This is a genomic window from Lysobacter niastensis (genome assembly GCF_015453285.1).
Taxonomy (GTDB): Bacteria; Pseudomonadota; Gammaproteobacteria; order Xanthomonadales; family Xanthomonadaceae; genus Lysobacter_J; species Lysobacter_J niastensis.
Map to the genome: position 1 here is coordinate 88,040 of NZ_JADLZT010000012.1, position 15,046 is coordinate 103,085.

9 protein-coding genes are annotated in these 15,046 nt (G+C 68.6%); 4 read left to right on the forward strand and 5 right to left on the reverse strand.

Annotated features, from left to right (window positions below; all coding sequences use genetic code 11):
- The first annotated feature begins 14 nt into the window (after positions 1 to 14).
- The gene (locus IU514_RS18045; protein ID WP_194932532.1) at positions 15 to 3,554 is read left to right on the forward strand and encodes an HYR domain-containing protein; all 3,540 of its coding nucleotides are present in this window, start codon (positions 15 to 17) and stop codon (positions 3,552 to 3,554) included.
- Positions 3,555 to 3,624: 70 nt separating this feature from the next.
- Here IU514_RS18045 and purL read toward each other — a convergent pair whose 3' ends face one another.
- The 3 genes from purL to xerD form a co-directional block, all read right to left on the reverse strand.
- Positions 3,625 to 7,524: a phosphoribosylformylglycinamidine synthase gene (gene purL, locus IU514_RS18050; protein WP_194932533.1), complete on the reverse strand. Its 3,900-nt coding sequence runs from the start codon at positions 7,522 to 7,524 to the stop codon at positions 3,625 to 3,627.
- 118 nt (positions 7,525 to 7,642) lie between these two features.
- Positions 7,643 to 8,515, reverse strand: a complete 873-nt coding sequence (locus IU514_RS18055; RefSeq protein ID WP_194932534.1) for a DsbC family protein — start codon at positions 8,513 to 8,515, stop codon at positions 7,643 to 7,645.
- Between the two features lie 520 nt (positions 8,516 to 9,035).
- On the reverse strand, positions 9,036 to 10,034 hold the full coding sequence (gene xerD / locus IU514_RS18060; RefSeq protein ID WP_194932535.1) for a site-specific tyrosine recombinase XerD: 999 nt from the start codon (positions 10,032 to 10,034) through the stop codon (positions 9,036 to 9,038).
- Positions 10,035 to 10,095: 61 nt separating this feature from the next.
- Between xerD and IU514_RS18065 the strand changes: the two genes are divergently transcribed.
- The gene (locus tag IU514_RS18065; protein ID WP_194932536.1) at positions 10,096 to 10,590 is read left to right on the forward strand and encodes an RDD family protein; all 495 of its coding nucleotides are present in this window, start codon (positions 10,096 to 10,098) and stop codon (positions 10,588 to 10,590) included.
- Between the two features lie 183 nt (positions 10,591 to 10,773).
- Here the strand turns inward: IU514_RS18065 and lptG are convergent, their stop codons facing one another.
- Both lptG and lptF read right to left on the reverse strand, forming a co-directional pair.
- A complete protein-coding gene (lptG, locus tag IU514_RS18070) occupies positions 10,774 to 11,874 on the reverse strand; it encodes an LPS export ABC transporter permease LptG (RefSeq protein ID WP_194932537.1) in 1,101 nt (366 codons plus the stop codon).
- Positions 11,874 to 12,962 (reverse strand): LPS export ABC transporter permease LptF, encoded by a 1,089-nt coding sequence (gene lptF / locus IU514_RS18075; protein WP_194932538.1) that lies wholly within the window; start codon positions 12,960 to 12,962, stop codon positions 11,874 to 11,876. Before lptF ends, lptG begins: the two co-directional genes overlap by 1 nt.
- Before the next feature lie 153 nt (positions 12,963 to 13,115).
- On the opposite strand from lptF, the gene IU514_RS18080 reads away from it, so the two are divergent.
- Both IU514_RS18080 and IU514_RS18085 read left to right on the forward strand, forming a co-directional pair.
- Positions 13,116 to 14,594 carry a leucyl aminopeptidase gene (locus tag IU514_RS18080; RefSeq protein ID WP_194932539.1) on the forward strand — a complete coding sequence of 493 codons (1,479 nt, stop codon included), beginning with the start codon at positions 13,116 to 13,118 and terminating at the stop codon, positions 14,592 to 14,594.
- 4 nt (positions 14,595 to 14,598) lie between these two features.
- Complete coding sequence (locus tag IU514_RS18085) at positions 14,599 to 15,021, forward strand: DNA polymerase III subunit chi (RefSeq protein WP_194932540.1); 423 nt, start codon at positions 14,599 to 14,601, stop codon at positions 15,019 to 15,021.
- Positions 15,022 to 15,046: the final 25 nt, after the last annotated feature.

The following is a 15,046-nucleotide window of genomic DNA, read 5'->3' on the forward strand; positions in this document are numbered from 1 at the left end:
ACAGGGGGAACATCATGAAAGCTCCATCCGCACACGGCGGCCGCCGCGGCCTTGCCGTCTTCGTGTTTCTGGCAGCGGGCGCATTCGCAACGCCGGCATTGGCCGCGAACGACTGCAAGAACCCGAGCGTGAAGATCCAGGGCAGCCAGGTCTATGACGGCTTCCCGGATTCGATCGAAACCTCGCCGGGCAACTTCCGGCGCAACACGATCACGCTGAACAACAGTCCCTCGTCGAAGCCCGAACCCGGCCCGAACGCGATCTACACCTGGTCTCAAGGCACCGGCCAGACCGCCGGAAGCTTCAACACGACAAGCGGGCCTTCGACGACATTCACCGTGCCCGATGTCGGCACCGCCGGCGAAACCATCACGGTCACGATGCGGGTGCAGAGCACGGAGCCCGGCTGTGTCGGCACGTTCACCGACACGGTCACGCTGAACGTCGTCGACCGCAACAACGTAATCGTCAACAACCCGCCGGTGGCCGCCGCCAGCGCCTCGCCCGCCGTGGCCGACGAGGGCGTCACGGTGACGCTGAGCAGCGCAGGCTCGAACGACCCCGAGGGCAAGCCGCTCTCATATACCTGGTCGCAACAGAGCGGTGCGGCGGTCGTCCTGAGCGACATCCACACACCCAGCGCCACGTTCCAGGCACCGAACACTGCCTATCCCAATGGCGCCACGCTGGTGTTCCGGCTCACCGTCAACGACGGCGTCTATACCGACATCGAGGACGTCACGGTCAACATCAGCTGGGTCAACGACCCGCCCGTGACGGCGCTCACCTGCCCGTCCGCAGTGAATGAGCGCCAGCCCATCGCGCTCAACGGCAGCGCGAGCCGCGATGGCGACAACGGCATCGCCTCGTACGCCTGGAGCGGCGGCTGGCCGCAGCTCAACCTGAGCGGCTTCGCGACGAATTCAATTTCGGTTCCGGCGAGAACGCTCGGCTACCAGGATGCCGGCTTCTATACGTTCCGCCTCACCACGACCGACGCGATGGGTGCCTTCACCTTCGCCGAGTGCGCCGTGCAGATCCGCGACGTCACGGCCCCCGTGTTCACCCTGCCCGCCGACATCGTGCAGGAGGCCTCGTCGGCCGCCGGTAACGTCGTGCTTTACACGGCCTCGGCATTCGACGCGGTTGATGGCAGCCTGCCGGCCCCGAACTTCTCGTGCGCGCCGGCATCGGCCAGCACGTTCGCAGTGAAGACGACGCCGGTGACCTGCAGTGCCAGCGACTCGGCAGGCAATTCCGCGCAGGGCGCCTTCAACGTCACGATCCAGGACACCACCGCACCGGTGCTCAACGTACCGCTCGCGTTCGGTGTCGAAGCCACCGGGCCCGACGGCGCAATTGTCGAGTACTTCGCCACGTCGACCGACATCGTCGACGGCGTGCGCGACGCAACCTGCGCGCCGGCGAGCGGTACTCAGTTTGTGCTCGGCGACACGACCGTCACCTGCGCCGCAACGGACGATCACGGCAACGCCGCGGCCTCCAAGTCGTTCATTGTCACCGTGCACGACACCACCGCGCCGGCGATCGATGCGCACGAGGACATCACCGGCATCGAGGCGACCGGCCCGACCGGCGCCGTGGTGACCTTCGACAATCCAGCGACGCACGACATCGTCGATGGCGATGGCATCGCGAACTGCCTGCCGCAATCCGGGTCCACCTTCCCGGTCGGGACGAGCATCGTCCACTGCCGTGCCTCCGATGCCGCAGGCAACCGCAGCACATCGCAGTTCTCGGTGACGGTGGTCGATTCCACGCCGCCGGTGATCGCGCCACACGACGACGTCATCGCGGAGGCCACGAGCGCGGCAGGCGCCGACGTCACTTACACACCGCCTGGCACGATCGATCTGGTCAGCGGCGCCGGCACCGCGGTGTGCCTGCCCGCGTCCGGCTCGCTGTTCGAGCTGGGCTCAACGGAGATCACCTGCAACGCATCCGACACGGCCGGCAATGCGGCCGAGCCGACTTACTTCAACGTGATCGTCCGCGACAGCACGCCGCCGGTGATCGACCAGCCGGACGACGTCGGTCCGCTCGAAGCGACCAGCGCGGCCGGCGCGCAGGCCTTCTACACCAGCCCCCAGACGCACGACGCGGTCGACGGCACCGGAACCGCAAGCTGCTCGCCGGTCTCCGGCACCGTCTTCGCGCTGGGCCAGACCGAAGTCACCTGCTCGGCGCACGATGCTGCGGGCAACGTCGCGACGCCGAAGTCGTTCTTCGTCAACGTGCACGACACCACGCCACCGGTGATCGACCCGCACGCGGACATCCCCGGCGTCGAAGCGACCGGCCCGGCTGGCGCCGTGGTGACCTTCGACGGTCCGGCGACGCATGACATCGTCGATGGCGACGGCGTCTCCACCTGCGCTCCGGCGTCCGGTTCCGTGTTTGCCATCGGCGCGACCAACGTCAGTTGCGCCGCCAGCGACGCCGCGGGCAATGCCGGCAAGCCGAGCGGATTCGTCGTCACCGTGGTCGATACGACGGCGCCGGCAGTCACGGCGCCGCCGGGCCAAGTCGTCGAAGCCACCGGGCCGCTGACGGAGGTCGATATCGGGCAGGCCACTGCCACCGATGCAGTCGGTGTCGTGTCGTTGACCCATGATGCACCGTCCGCATTCGCACTCGGCGCAACGACGGTCATCTGGACCGCACGCGACGCGGCCGGAAACACCGGCACTGCCACCCAGACCGTGACCGTGCGCGATACCACGGCGCCTGCGATCAGCGTGCCGGAGGCCATCGTCCGCGAAGCGACGTCCCCCGACGGCGCCACGGTGACCTTCGTGGCCTCCGCGCACGACCTCGTCTACGGCAACGTCGCGGTGAGCTGCGCACCGGCCTCTGGCAGCACGTTCGCGCTGGGCACCACGACCGTGGCCTGCTCGTCCACCGACGGCTCGGGCAACACGGGGAGCGCAAGCTTCACCGTCACGGTGCAGGACACGACCAGGCCGGTCATCAGCTATCTCGGCCCGGTCAATGTCACCGCGGGCAGCAACGCAACGGCAGTGGTGAACTATCCGCAGCCGACTGCGTCGGACATCGTCGACGTCACCGTGCCGGTGATCTGCGGTCCGGAATCGGGCAGCACCTTCAGCATCGGCACGACGCAGGTGCGCTGCAGCGCGACCGACAAGGCGGGCAACAAGGCCGAGGGCTCGTTCCCGGTCACGGTCAGCTTTGCCTGGAATGGTTTCTTCCGTCCGGTCGACATGGCGCCGACGCTCAACTCATCGAAGGCCGGCAGCGCGATCCCGTTGAAGTTCAGCCTGGGCAGCTACCAGGGGATGTCGATCATGGCCGCAGGCTATCCGAAGTCCGCACCGATGGGCTGCAGCTCGAACGAGGACCCGTTGCTGGAAACCGTCACCGCCGGCCAGAGCAGCCTGCAGTACGACGCCAGTGCAAACCAGTACGTCTACGTCTGGAAGAGCGAGAAATCGTGGGCCGGCACCTGCCGGCAGATCCAGGTGAAGCTGATCGACGGCTCCGTGCACACCGCCAACTTCTCCTTCAAGTAAGCGGCGCGATGGCAACAAAAAAGCCGGGCCTTCGGGCCCGGCTTTTTCTTTCAACCTTGCGGCGGCGGAATCAGCCCACCCACGCCCGCGCATTGCGGAACATGCGCATCCACGGCGAGTCCACGCCCCACTCCGGCGGCGCCCAGCTCAGGTTGGCGCTGCGCGGCGTGCGCTCCGGATGCGGCATCAGGATGGTGGCGCGGCCATCGTCGGTGGTCAGGCCGGTGATGCCGTCGGGCGAGCCATTCGGGTTGAGCGGGTACTGCATCGCTGCCTGGCCGTTGCCGTCGATGTAACGCAGCGACACGTGCGCGGCGGTCTGGTCGAGCGTGCTGTCGAACTCGGCACGTCCTTCGCCGTGCGCCACCGCTACCGGGATGCGCGAGCCGGCCATGTCGCGGAAGAACAGCGACGGCGACTCGACCACTTCCAGCAGGCCCAGGCGCGCCTCGAACTGCTCGCTGCGGTTGCGCAGGAACTTCGGCCAGTGCGTCGCGCCGGGGATGATCGGCTTGAGCTGCGACAACATCTGGCAGCCGTTGCACACGCCCAGCGAGAAGCTGTCGCTGCGCTCGAAGAACGCGGCGAACGCATCGCGCAGCGCGCCACGCTCCAGCACCGAGGTCGCCCAGCCGCGGCCGGCACCGAGCACGTCGCCGTAGCTGAAGCCGCCGCAGGCGACCAGCCCCTTGAAGGCGTCCAGCGACACGCGGCCGCTGACGAGGTCGCTCATGTGCACGTCGAACGACTCGAAGCCTGCACGGTCGAACGCCGCGGCCATCTCGATCTGGCCGTTGACGCCCTGCTCGCGCAGGATCGCGACCTTCGGCCGCACGCCGGTATTGATGAACGGCGCGGCGATGTCCTGCTGCGGATCGAAAACCAGCTTCGGCTTGATGCCCGGCGCGTTGAAGTCGCGCGCGATGGCGCGTTCCTCGTCGGCGCACTCGGGGTTGTCGCGCAGCTTCTGCATCGCGTGGGTGGTCGCCCACCACGCATCGAACAGGTCGTCCCAGCGCCATTCGATCAGTGTCTTGCCTTCATCGCGCACGCGCACGGCGGGAGCCGTGGTCGGCCTGGCGATACGCTGCGCGCAGTCGATCAGGCCATGGCGCGCGACGAGGTCGGCGAACTCGGCACGGTCCTCGTTCGAGACCTGCACGATCGCGCCGAGCTCTTCGTTGAACAGCGTGCGGAACGGATCATCGCCCCAGCCATCGAGGTTGATGTCCAGGCCCAGGCGCGAGCAGAACGCCATCTCGCACAGCGCCGCGAACGCACCGCCGTCGGAACGGTCGTGGTAGGCCTGCAGCACACCCGCTTCGCGCGCATCGCGGATCAGCTCGAAGAAGTCGCGCAGGCGCTGCGGGTTGTCCAGGTCCGGCACGCCACCGGCGAACGCGGGCAGCGTGCCGTTGCCGTTCGCTTCGGGGAAGCACTGCGCCAGCACCGAGCCACCGAGGCGCTGCTTGCCGGCGCCCAGGCCGATCAGCCACAGCTCGGATTCCTCGTCGCGCACCAGCAGCGGCGTCAGCTGACGGCGCACGTCGACCACCGGCGCGAACGCACTGACGATCAACGACACCGGCGACACCGACTTGTGCGGCTTGCCGTCGTTGTGCCACTGCGCCTGCATCGACAGCGAATCCTTGCCGACCGGAATGCTCAGCTCCAGCTCCGGGCACAATTCCATGCCCACGGCCTTGACCGCGTCGAACAGCAGCGCGTCCTCGCCGGGGTGTCCGGCGGCGGCCATCCAGTTGGCCGAGAGCTTGATGCGCGCAAGCGACTCCACCGGCGCGGCGCACAGGTTGGTGATGGCCTCGCCCACGGCCATGCGCGCGGCGGCAGCGGCATCGAGCAGCGCCAGCGGCGTGCGCTCGCCGATCGACATCGCTTCGCCGACGAAACCGTCGAAGCCCGACAGCGTGATCGCGCAGTCGGCCAGCGGCAGCTGCCACGGACCGACCATCTGGTCGCGCGCGGTCAGGCCGCCGACGGTCCGGTCGCCGATCGTGACGAGGAAGTTCTTGGCAGCGACGGTCGGATGCGCGAGCACGCGCAGTCCCGCCTCGTGCAGGTCCAGCCCCTGCCAATCCAGCTCCGGCCACGGCGCGGCGGGCGGATGCTTCGTGTCGCGATGCATCTTCGGCGGCTTGCCGAACAACACGTCCATCGGAAAATCGATAGGCCAGTCATGGCCGGCTTCGCGCGCGTTTTCCACCGTCGCGCCGTAGCCGACGACCAGGTGTTCCTCGGCGGTCGCGTAACCGACCACCGCGAACGGACAGCGCTCGCGCTCGCAGATCGCGGTGAACTCGGCGATGCGGTCGGCCGGCAGGCCGAGCACGTAGCGCTCCTGCGACTCGTTGCACCACAGCTGCATCGGCGACAGCGACGGATCGTCGCTGGGTACCTTGGCCAGGTCGATCACGCCACCGAGGCCGGAGTCGTGCAGCAATTCCGGGATCGCATTGGACAGGCCGCCGGCACCGACATCGTGCGCGGTGGCGATCGGGTTGTCCTCGCCGCGTGCGACGCAGCGGTCGATCACTTCCTGGCAGCGGCGCTCCATCTCCGGGTTGTCGCGCTGCACGCTGGCGAAGTCGAGGTCTTCGTGGCTTTCGCCGGAGGCGACCGAACTCGCCGCGCCTCCGCCCAGGCCGATCAGCATCGCCGGACCGCCGAGCACCACGACCGCGTCGCCCGGCTTCATGCCGAGCTTCTTGACCTGCACGCGATCGATCGCGCCGAGGCCGCCGGCCAGCATGATCGGCTTGTCGTAGGCACGCGCGTGCGCGCCTTCGTCGAGCTCGAAGCTGCGGAAGTAACCGGTCAGGTTGGGGCGGCCGAACTCGTTGTTGAACGCCGCCGCGCCGATCGGGCCGTCGAGCATGATCTCGAGCGCCGGTGCCATGCGCGGGTTGAGCGAACGCTGCGTTTCCCACGGCTGCGGCAGCGTCGGGATGCGCAGGTGCGAAACGCTGAAGCCGCACAGGCCCGCCTTGGGCCGGCCGCCGCGGCCGGTCGCGCCTTCGTCGCGGATTTCGCCGCCATTGCCGGTCGATGCGCCCGGGAACGGCGCAATCGCGGTCGGGTGGTTGTGCGTCTCGACCTTGATCGCGAACGCCGAATCGACCTGCGCCTCGGCGCGGTATGCATGGGTCTGCGGATCGGGACGGAAGCGGCGGCTGGCGTAGCCCTCGACCACCGCGGCGTTGTCGCTGTAGGCCGAGAGCGTGTGCTCCGGCGTGGTCGCGTGCGTGTTCTTGATCATCCTGAACAACGACAACGGTTGCTCACGACCGTTGATCGTCCAGGACGCGTTGAAGATCTTGTGGCGGCAGTGCTCGGAGTTGGCCTGCGCGAACATCATCAGCTCGATGTCCGACGGCTCGCGGCCGAGCGCGGCGAAGCGCTCGCGCAGGTAGGCGATCTCGTCGTCGGCCAGGGCGAGGCCAAGCCGGACGTTGGCGTTCTCCAGGTCGGCCAGCGCGATGCGCTCCAGGCTGCCGCGCGCCGGCACGGCGAACAGCGCGGCCGCATCGTCGCGCGCTTCCAGCAGCGACTGCGTCATCGGGTCGTGCAGCACCTTGGCCAGCGCGCCCTGCGTCGGCGCGTCGCCCGGCCAGCCGGCCAGGTCGAACCGCGTGCCGCGCTCGACGCGCTTCACCGGCAGGCCGGCGCCGTGCATCAGCTCGGTCGACTTGCTGGCCCAGGGCGACAGCGTGCCCAGGCGCGGGGATACGTAACGCGAGACGGCACCGGCTTCGCGCGCGGCCTCGGCGGGCGCGGCCTGCAGGATGCGCCGCAACGTTTCAGCGTCGGGGGTTTGTCCGGGCTCGGGTTCGACCCAGTAGACATGCCATGCGCCGAGCAGGCGGACGGACGGATGGAGGGCTTGCAGGCGGGCTTGGAGCCGCTCGCGGCGGAACGGCGACAGGGCGGATGCGCCCTCGAGGACGATCATGTCCGGGGAACCGTGCTACGTCGGGGCCGGACATTGTAACGAACGACGGGCCGCGGCGGTTCCTGCAGGCCCGGAACTGCGGGTCGGGGCGATGGTCGCCCCGGCCGCAGGGGGTGGATCAGAGGCCGCCGGCCGCGCCGCCCGGGCCCGCCGAGGCGGTCTTGGCCGAATCGGCAGCCAGCTTGTCGAGGGTGGCACGCAACGCCGCCGGCGGGATGTAGCCGCCGAGCTGGGTGCCGTCGGCGGCCAGGATCATCGGCGTGCCGGTGAGGCCGGCGCGCTGGCCGACGTCGTACTGCTGGTTGACGCTGGTCTTGCACGAGCGCGGCTGGATCTGGTGATCGTTCTTGGCGTCGGTCAGCGCCTTGCGGCGGTCCGGTGCGCACCAGACCGAGACCATCTTCTTGTAGTCGTCGCTGCCCAGGCCCATGCGCGGGAACGCGAGGTACTGCACCGCGATGCCCTGGCGGTTGTACTCGGCGATCTCACTGTGGAACTTGCGGCAGTAGCCGCATTCCACGTCGGTGAAGACGGTGACGGTGTACTTCGGATTGGCCGGCGCGAACACGATGCGCTCGCTGACAGGAATGGTCTTCAGCAGGTCCTTGCGCATGGACGCGAGCGCGGTCTCACTGAGGTTCTTGCGCGCATCGACGTCGTACAACGCGCCGCCGGAGCCCGGCAGGAACAGGTAACGGCCGTCGTTGCTGACATAGACCACCTGCCCGCCCACGATCGCCTCCTGGAATCCAGGCATCGGCGCGGGCCCGACCTTGTCAGGCTTGACCCGTGCGTTGAGCTTGCCGATCGCATCCAGCGCCCGGGCCTCCGGAGTACCGGCCTTCGGCGCCGCCGCGGCAGCGGGAGCCTTCGCGGCCATCGTGCCGCCGGCGCTGCTGGCCATCGCTCCCGGTGCCTTCGCCGAATCCGGCGCCTGCGCGCAGGCGGAGAGGCTGATCGCGCCGACGACGGCGAAAAGAATGCGCTTCATGAAATCTTCCTGGCGGGCAGTCCCGATGGGACCGCACTCATGGGGGGAGGTTCCCGGAATTGTGGCATGCCGGCCTGAACCGGCCAGTGCCGCCGGTCCCGGTCTTTGTTGCGCTGATGCGGGGAATGAGGTTGCGGACGATGCCCCGATGGCGGGACGAGAGTGAATAGGGGCTGCGCTGCTCCGTCTGACAGATCGCGCGGTGCATCTTCTTCGGATCATCCGGCCCGGCCATCCCATGGCCGGGCGTTCGGCAGGGCCGCGCGGCAGTGCCGCGCATATTCGTCTTCGAATAAACACGGTTGCCATCCATGGCGGGACATACCGGCTTCGGATGGTCCGGCCCGGCCATCCATGGCCGGGCGTTCGCGGCCGCGCGCGCCAATGGCGCGCATGAAGATCTTCGATGAGAGAAGGCTGCCTTCCGGGGCGAGGCACCTAGGCTTCGGATGGTCCGGCCCGGCCATCCATGGCCGGGCGTTCGGCAGGCCGCGCGGCAGTGCCGCGCAAGCGGCCTGCCTCACCCCCTCGGATGGTGTTTCGCGTGGAGCTGCTTGAGTTGCTCCCGCGCAACGAGCGTGTAGATCTGCGTGGTCGACAGGGAGCTGTGGCCGAGCAGCATCTGCAGCGCTCGCAGGTCGGCGCCGTGGTTGAGCAGGTGCGTGGCGAAGCTGTGGCGCAGGCCGTGCGGGCTGATCTTGTCCGGATCAACACCGGCGACCGCGGCGTAGCGCTTCACCAGTTGCCAGAACTGCTGTCGCGTCGGCGCCTCGCCGCTGGCGGACAGGAATAGCGGTGCCAGTGCGCGCTTGCCGGCCAGCGCGGGCCGCGCCGTGGCCAGGTAGCGCTCGAGCCAGTGCTGCGCTTCCTCGCCCAGCGGCACCAGGCGTTCCTTGCTGCCCTTGCCCATGACCCGCAACACACCCTGGCGGAGGTTGACCGCGGTCGCGGGCAGGTTGACCAGCTCGCTGACGCGAAGGCCGGCGGCATACATCAACTCGAGCATCGCGCGGTCGCGCAGGCCAAGTGGCGTCGCGACATCCGGCGCGGCCAGCAATGCCTCGATCTGGCTCTCCGCCAGCGCCTTGGGCAGCGAGCGCGGCAGCTTCGGCGGATCCAGCAGCGCCGTCGGATCGTCGCTGCGCATTCCACGCCGCAGGCACCAGCCATAGAACGCACGCAGCGCCGACAGCAGCCGCGCATTGCTGCGCGGCGAGTAGCCGTGCTTCGCGCGCCACGCCAGGTAGTCGAACAGGCCGGCGCGATCCGTGCCGAGGAGGGCTCCGCGCGGTTCCGCTGCGTTCGCCAGCGCGCGAGCCGATGGCTCGCAAGCGCGCTGGCTCACCCAACGCGCCAGCAGTTCGAGGTCGCGCCGGTAGCTGTCGAGCGACAGTTGCGCCAGTCCGTTCTCGGCCCAGATCGCATCGAGGAAGGCGTTGACGGTGCTCGCGTCCGACGGAGGCAAAGGCGGCAGCGCCATGGCGAGCACGCGCCGGTCGGAAGGGGTTCGCGAGGTCATGACCGCATGATTCCCGTTGCCGGTGCAGGCCCGCAAGAGCGCGAGCGGATATCCTGATGCGATGACCGATTCCGCAGCCGCCCCCACGCCTCCCCGCCCCGCCGCCCTGATCGGCTGGCGCCTGCTGGCGATGCTTTACGACTTCCTGCCGGTGTTGGCGATGTGGATGCTGATCTCGGTGCCCTTCACGCTCGGCTTCACCTATCTCGGCCATCACGATCCGCACGAGAACATCCGCCCGTTCTCGCTGCTGTCGTGGCTGATCTGGCTGTCGTGCTGGCTCGTCACCGGCGCCTACGCGTTGTTGAGCTGGCGGCGCGGTGGACAGACGCTCGGCATGCGCCCCTGGCGCCTGCGCGTGGTCGCGGCGGACGACAACGGAAAGCCCGCCATGAAGGCGCTGCTGGTGCGTTACGCCGTCGGCACCTTCTCCCTGCTGCTCGCCGGGATGGGATTCTGGTGGGCGTGGGTGGACCGGGAGCGGTTGACCTGGCACGACCGGGCCAGCGGCACGCGGATGATCCGCGAACCGAAGCGCAAGCGCGGCGACGGCTAGATCCTCGCGCGCTGCGGCGCGGTCACTGCAGCGGCGCTTCACTTCCTCGCGGCGCGGCACGACCGGGCCAGCGGCACCCGCATGATTCGCATGCCCAAGCGCAAGCGCGATAACGAGTAGATCCCCACGCGCTGCGGCGCGCTCATTGCAGCGGCGTTTCTGTCCCTCGCAGCGTGCCGGCGCTCAGCCCGAGCGCCGTTTGAACAACACCGCGGACACCGCGAGCATGATCAGTGTCGGCAGCGCGTACGCGACGCGGTAGTCGAACTTGAACACACCGGCCAGGCGAACGAACTGCGTCTGCAGCAGCCAGAAGCCGAGCGCGAAGACGATGCCGATGAACAATCGTTTGCCCAGGCTGCCGCTGCGCAGAGTGCCGAACGCGAACGGGATCGCCGCCAGACACAGGGCCAGCGCGTTGATCGGATAGAACCAGCGCCCCCAGTAGTGCTCCTGGAGTTCGCTGGCATCCAGCCGGTTGCGCAGGCGGTAGTTGGTCGCGTCATGCAACTGCGCGGCGGTCAGGTAGCGCGGCTTTTCCGCGCCGGCTGTCAAGGCAACCGCATCGAGCTTGGAGTTCCAGCGCTCCTCCGCGACATGCGTCTGGCGCACCGCGGCGTCGGCGAAATGGATGCGCGTGACATTGCGCAGCAGCCAGCCGCCCGGCCGGTGCTCCGCCAGGGCGACGGTGGCGGTGGACTTGAGGCGGCCGTTGTCGGTGAACTCGTAGAGGAAGACATCGCGCAGTTCCAGCCAGCGGTCGCCGTCTTTCACACGCTCCTCGCCACCGTTGGCGTTGAGGATCACGTTGCCCTCGCGCGCCCACAGGCCCGAATACTGGGCGACGATCATGTTCTTCGACTTGGCCGACGCCTTCAGCATGTCGGCACGTCGCTGCCCGGCCGGGCCCAGCGTCTCGCCATTGATCACCATCAGGCCGGTCAGCAACGCGAGTGCGGCGGCGACGCTGAGGCTGAGGCGGCGGCGCGACAGGCCGAGCGCGCGCAACGCGGTCAGCTCGGAACTGGCAGCGAGCTGGCCCAGCGCCATCAGCGAACCGATCACGGCGGCGTGCGGGAACAGCGTGTAGGCGCGGCGCGGCACCGACAGCGCCATGACCGTGAGCGCCTGCAACATGCCGTAGTTGCCTTCGCCGACGTCGCTGAACTCGGTGAAGAACCCGAGCATCAGATCGAGGCCGAGCAGCACCGTCCAGGTCAGCAGCACCGTGCCGAGCACGGTCTTGCCGACATAGAGGTCATGAATCTTGGGCAACAGCCTCATCACCGGCTCCGTGCGCGGCGCAGGCGGCCGTCAGTGAAATACAGCCACAGCGCGATCGCCGCTGCCGGCAACACGACCCACCACAGGCCGAGCATCGGCGCGATCTTGCCGGTCTCCAGCCAGCCCTGGCCGGCCATCACCAGGTTCATGCCCACCAGGTAGGCCAGAAAGCCCATCAGCATGCGGCCGTAGCGGGCCTCGCGCGGCGAACTGCGCGCCAGCGGCACCGCCATGAGCGCGAACGAGAACGCCAGCAGCGGCGGCGCCAGGCGGTAATGCAACTGGGCATTGGCCTCGCGACGGGGATCGCCGAACAGGCTCGTCGTCGGCATCAGCTCCGGCGAATCCGGGTCGTACTTCTTCGCGACCGCCGGCAGCAGCACGTCGTTGCGGGCATAGCGCAGCAATCGATAGTCGAGGCCGGCCGCGCGCGGACCCTCCACCTCGAAGCCCTTGCTGAGGGACAGGTAACGGTCGCCGTTGGCGTCCACCGTCAGCTGGCCGTCGTCGGACGTGGTGACCACGCGGCGGTCCTCGGTCTGCCGGTAGACGAACACGCGGCTGAAGCGGCTGCCGTCATTGGACATGCTGCCGATATAGATCACGCCGCCCTGACCCGCCCCGGCGGGCAGCTCGGTGAAGCGGCCCGGCTCCAGGCCAGCGATCAGCAGGTTGCGGTTGGCCTCGTTGATCATCTGTTTGGACAGGCGCTCGGCCCAGGGGGCCAGCCACAGCGAGCAGGCGGCCACCACCGCCACCAGCGGCAGCACGATCATCATGAGCGGCTTGAACATGCGCCGCGGACCGACGCCGATCGAGGACAGGACCGGCATCTCCGAATCGCGGTACAGGCGGCCGATGCCCAGCATCAGGCCCAGCATCAGCGCCAGCGGGAGGATTCGGGGCAGCCACTGCAGCAGCACGAGTCCGAACTGGACCAGCATCAGCCCGGCCGGGACGCGCCCGCGGGTGATGTCGGTCAGGACGTCGACGAACACGCCGCCCAGGCAGACGATCAGCAGTACCACCAGGGTCGCGAAGACGGACTGGGCGAGTTCGCTCAGCAGATAGCGGTCCAGCTTGGGCATCAGGCTTCGGCTTCCGGGCGGGGTTGCATTAAACTCGGGGGTTCGTCCCGAGGGCGTGAGACGGCTGCGCCAGCCGCGGCCAGGGGTGTTGCGCCCCCGCTCAGCCACTCGATTGTACGGAACTCTTTCTTTTTATTGCCGGGAATCTGTTGGATGGCCCTCGAATTCGACCTGAACCGCGACGCTCCTGCCGCCGCGCAAACCGATTGCATCGTCGTCGGCGCTTTTGCCGACAACAGCCTGACTCCGGCCGCCCGTGCCCTCGACGAGGCCAGCGGTGGCCGCCTGTCCGCCCTGCTGGAGCGCGGCGACGTCAGCGGCAAGACCGGCAAGACGGCCCTGCTGCATGACCTGACCGGCATCGCCGCCCCGCGCGTGCTGGTGATCGGCCTGGGCGATGCCGCCAAGTTCGGCGTGCCGCAGTACCTCAAGGCCGTCGGCGACGCCGCCCGCACGCTCAAGTCGGGCCCGATCGCGAACGCCTTGTTCACGCTGTCGGAAGTGCCGGTCGCTGGCCGCGATACCGCCTGGGTGATCCGCCAGGCCGTGATCGCCGCCGACCACGCCTGCTACCGCTACACCGCCACGCTCGGCGCCGCCGCCCGCAAGAAGGACGATCCGGGCCTGCGCAAGCTGTCGATCCTTGGCGACGACAAGCTCGCACTCGCGCAGGGCCAAGCCATCGCCGCCGGCGTGCAGTTCTCGCGCGAGCTCGGCAACCTGCCGCCGAACATCTGCAATCCGGCCTACATGGCGCAGCAGGCGCAGGAGTTCGCTGGCCGCTTCCCGACCACCTCGTGCGAGGTGCTCGACGTGGCGCAGATGACCGAACTGGGCATGGGCTCGCTGCTCGCGGTCGGCCGCGGCTCGGCCAACCCGCCCAAGCTCATCGTGCTGAAGTACAGCAACGGCGGCGATGCCAAGCCCTACGTGCTGGTCGGCAAGGGCATCACCTTCGACACCGGCGGCATCAACCTCAAGACGCAGGGCGGTATCGAGGAGATGAAGTACGACATGTGCGGTGGCGCCACCGTCATGGGCACCTTCGTCGCCACCGTCGGCATGCAGCTGCCAATCAATCTGGTGGTGGTCGTCCCGGCCGTGGAGAACATGCCCGACGCCGACGCCTACCGCCCGTCAGACGTGCTCACCAGCATGTCCGGCAAGACCATCGAGGTCGGCAACACCGACGCCGAGGGCCGCCTGATCCTGTGCGACGCGCTGACCTACGCGCAGCGCTTCGAGCCGCAGGCGCTGGTCAACGTCGCCACGCTGACCGGCGCGTGCATGATCGCGCTGGGCAAGTTCGCCACCGGCCTGATGAGCAAGCACGACGACCTCGCCGCCGAACTGATCGACGCAGGCGAGAACGTGTTCGACCGCGCCTGGCGCCTGCCGCTGTGGGACGAGTACCAGACGCTGCTGGAATCCAGCTTCGCCGACGTCTACAACATCGGCGGCCGCTGGGCCGGCGCGATCACCGCCGGCTGCTTCCTGGCGCGCTTCACCGAAGGCCAGCGCTGGGCGCACCTGGACATCGCCGGCAGCGCCAGCGACGAAGGCAAGCGCGGCATGGCGACCGGCCGTCCGGTCGGCCTGCTGAGCCAGTGGCTGCTGGACCGGGCGGCGTAACGGCGTGCCACGCGCCGACTTCTACCTGATCCAGAAGGAGCGGTTCCGCGAGGAACCGCTGCTGCTCGTGTGCGAACTCGCGCGCAAGGCCCACGATGCAAACCTGTGGACGCTGGTACTGACGCGCGACGCCGAACAGGCCGAGCAGCTCGACGAACTGCTGTGGGCGTTCGACGAGGACGCCTACATCCCGCACCAGGTCGCCGGCGACGAAGAAGATGAACTGACGCCGGTGCTGATCGCCCCGCCCGACGTCGACACGCCGATGCGTGCGCTGGTGATCAACCTGCGCGATGCAGCCGTCACCGGCAGCTTCGACCGCGTGCTGGAAGTGGTACCGGCCGACGACTCCGCGCGCGGCCCGCTGCGCGAGCGCTGGAAGCAGTACCAGGCACGCGGGCTCGAGCTCAAGAAGTACGACATGTGATTCCATCCCTTCTCCCGCTTACGGG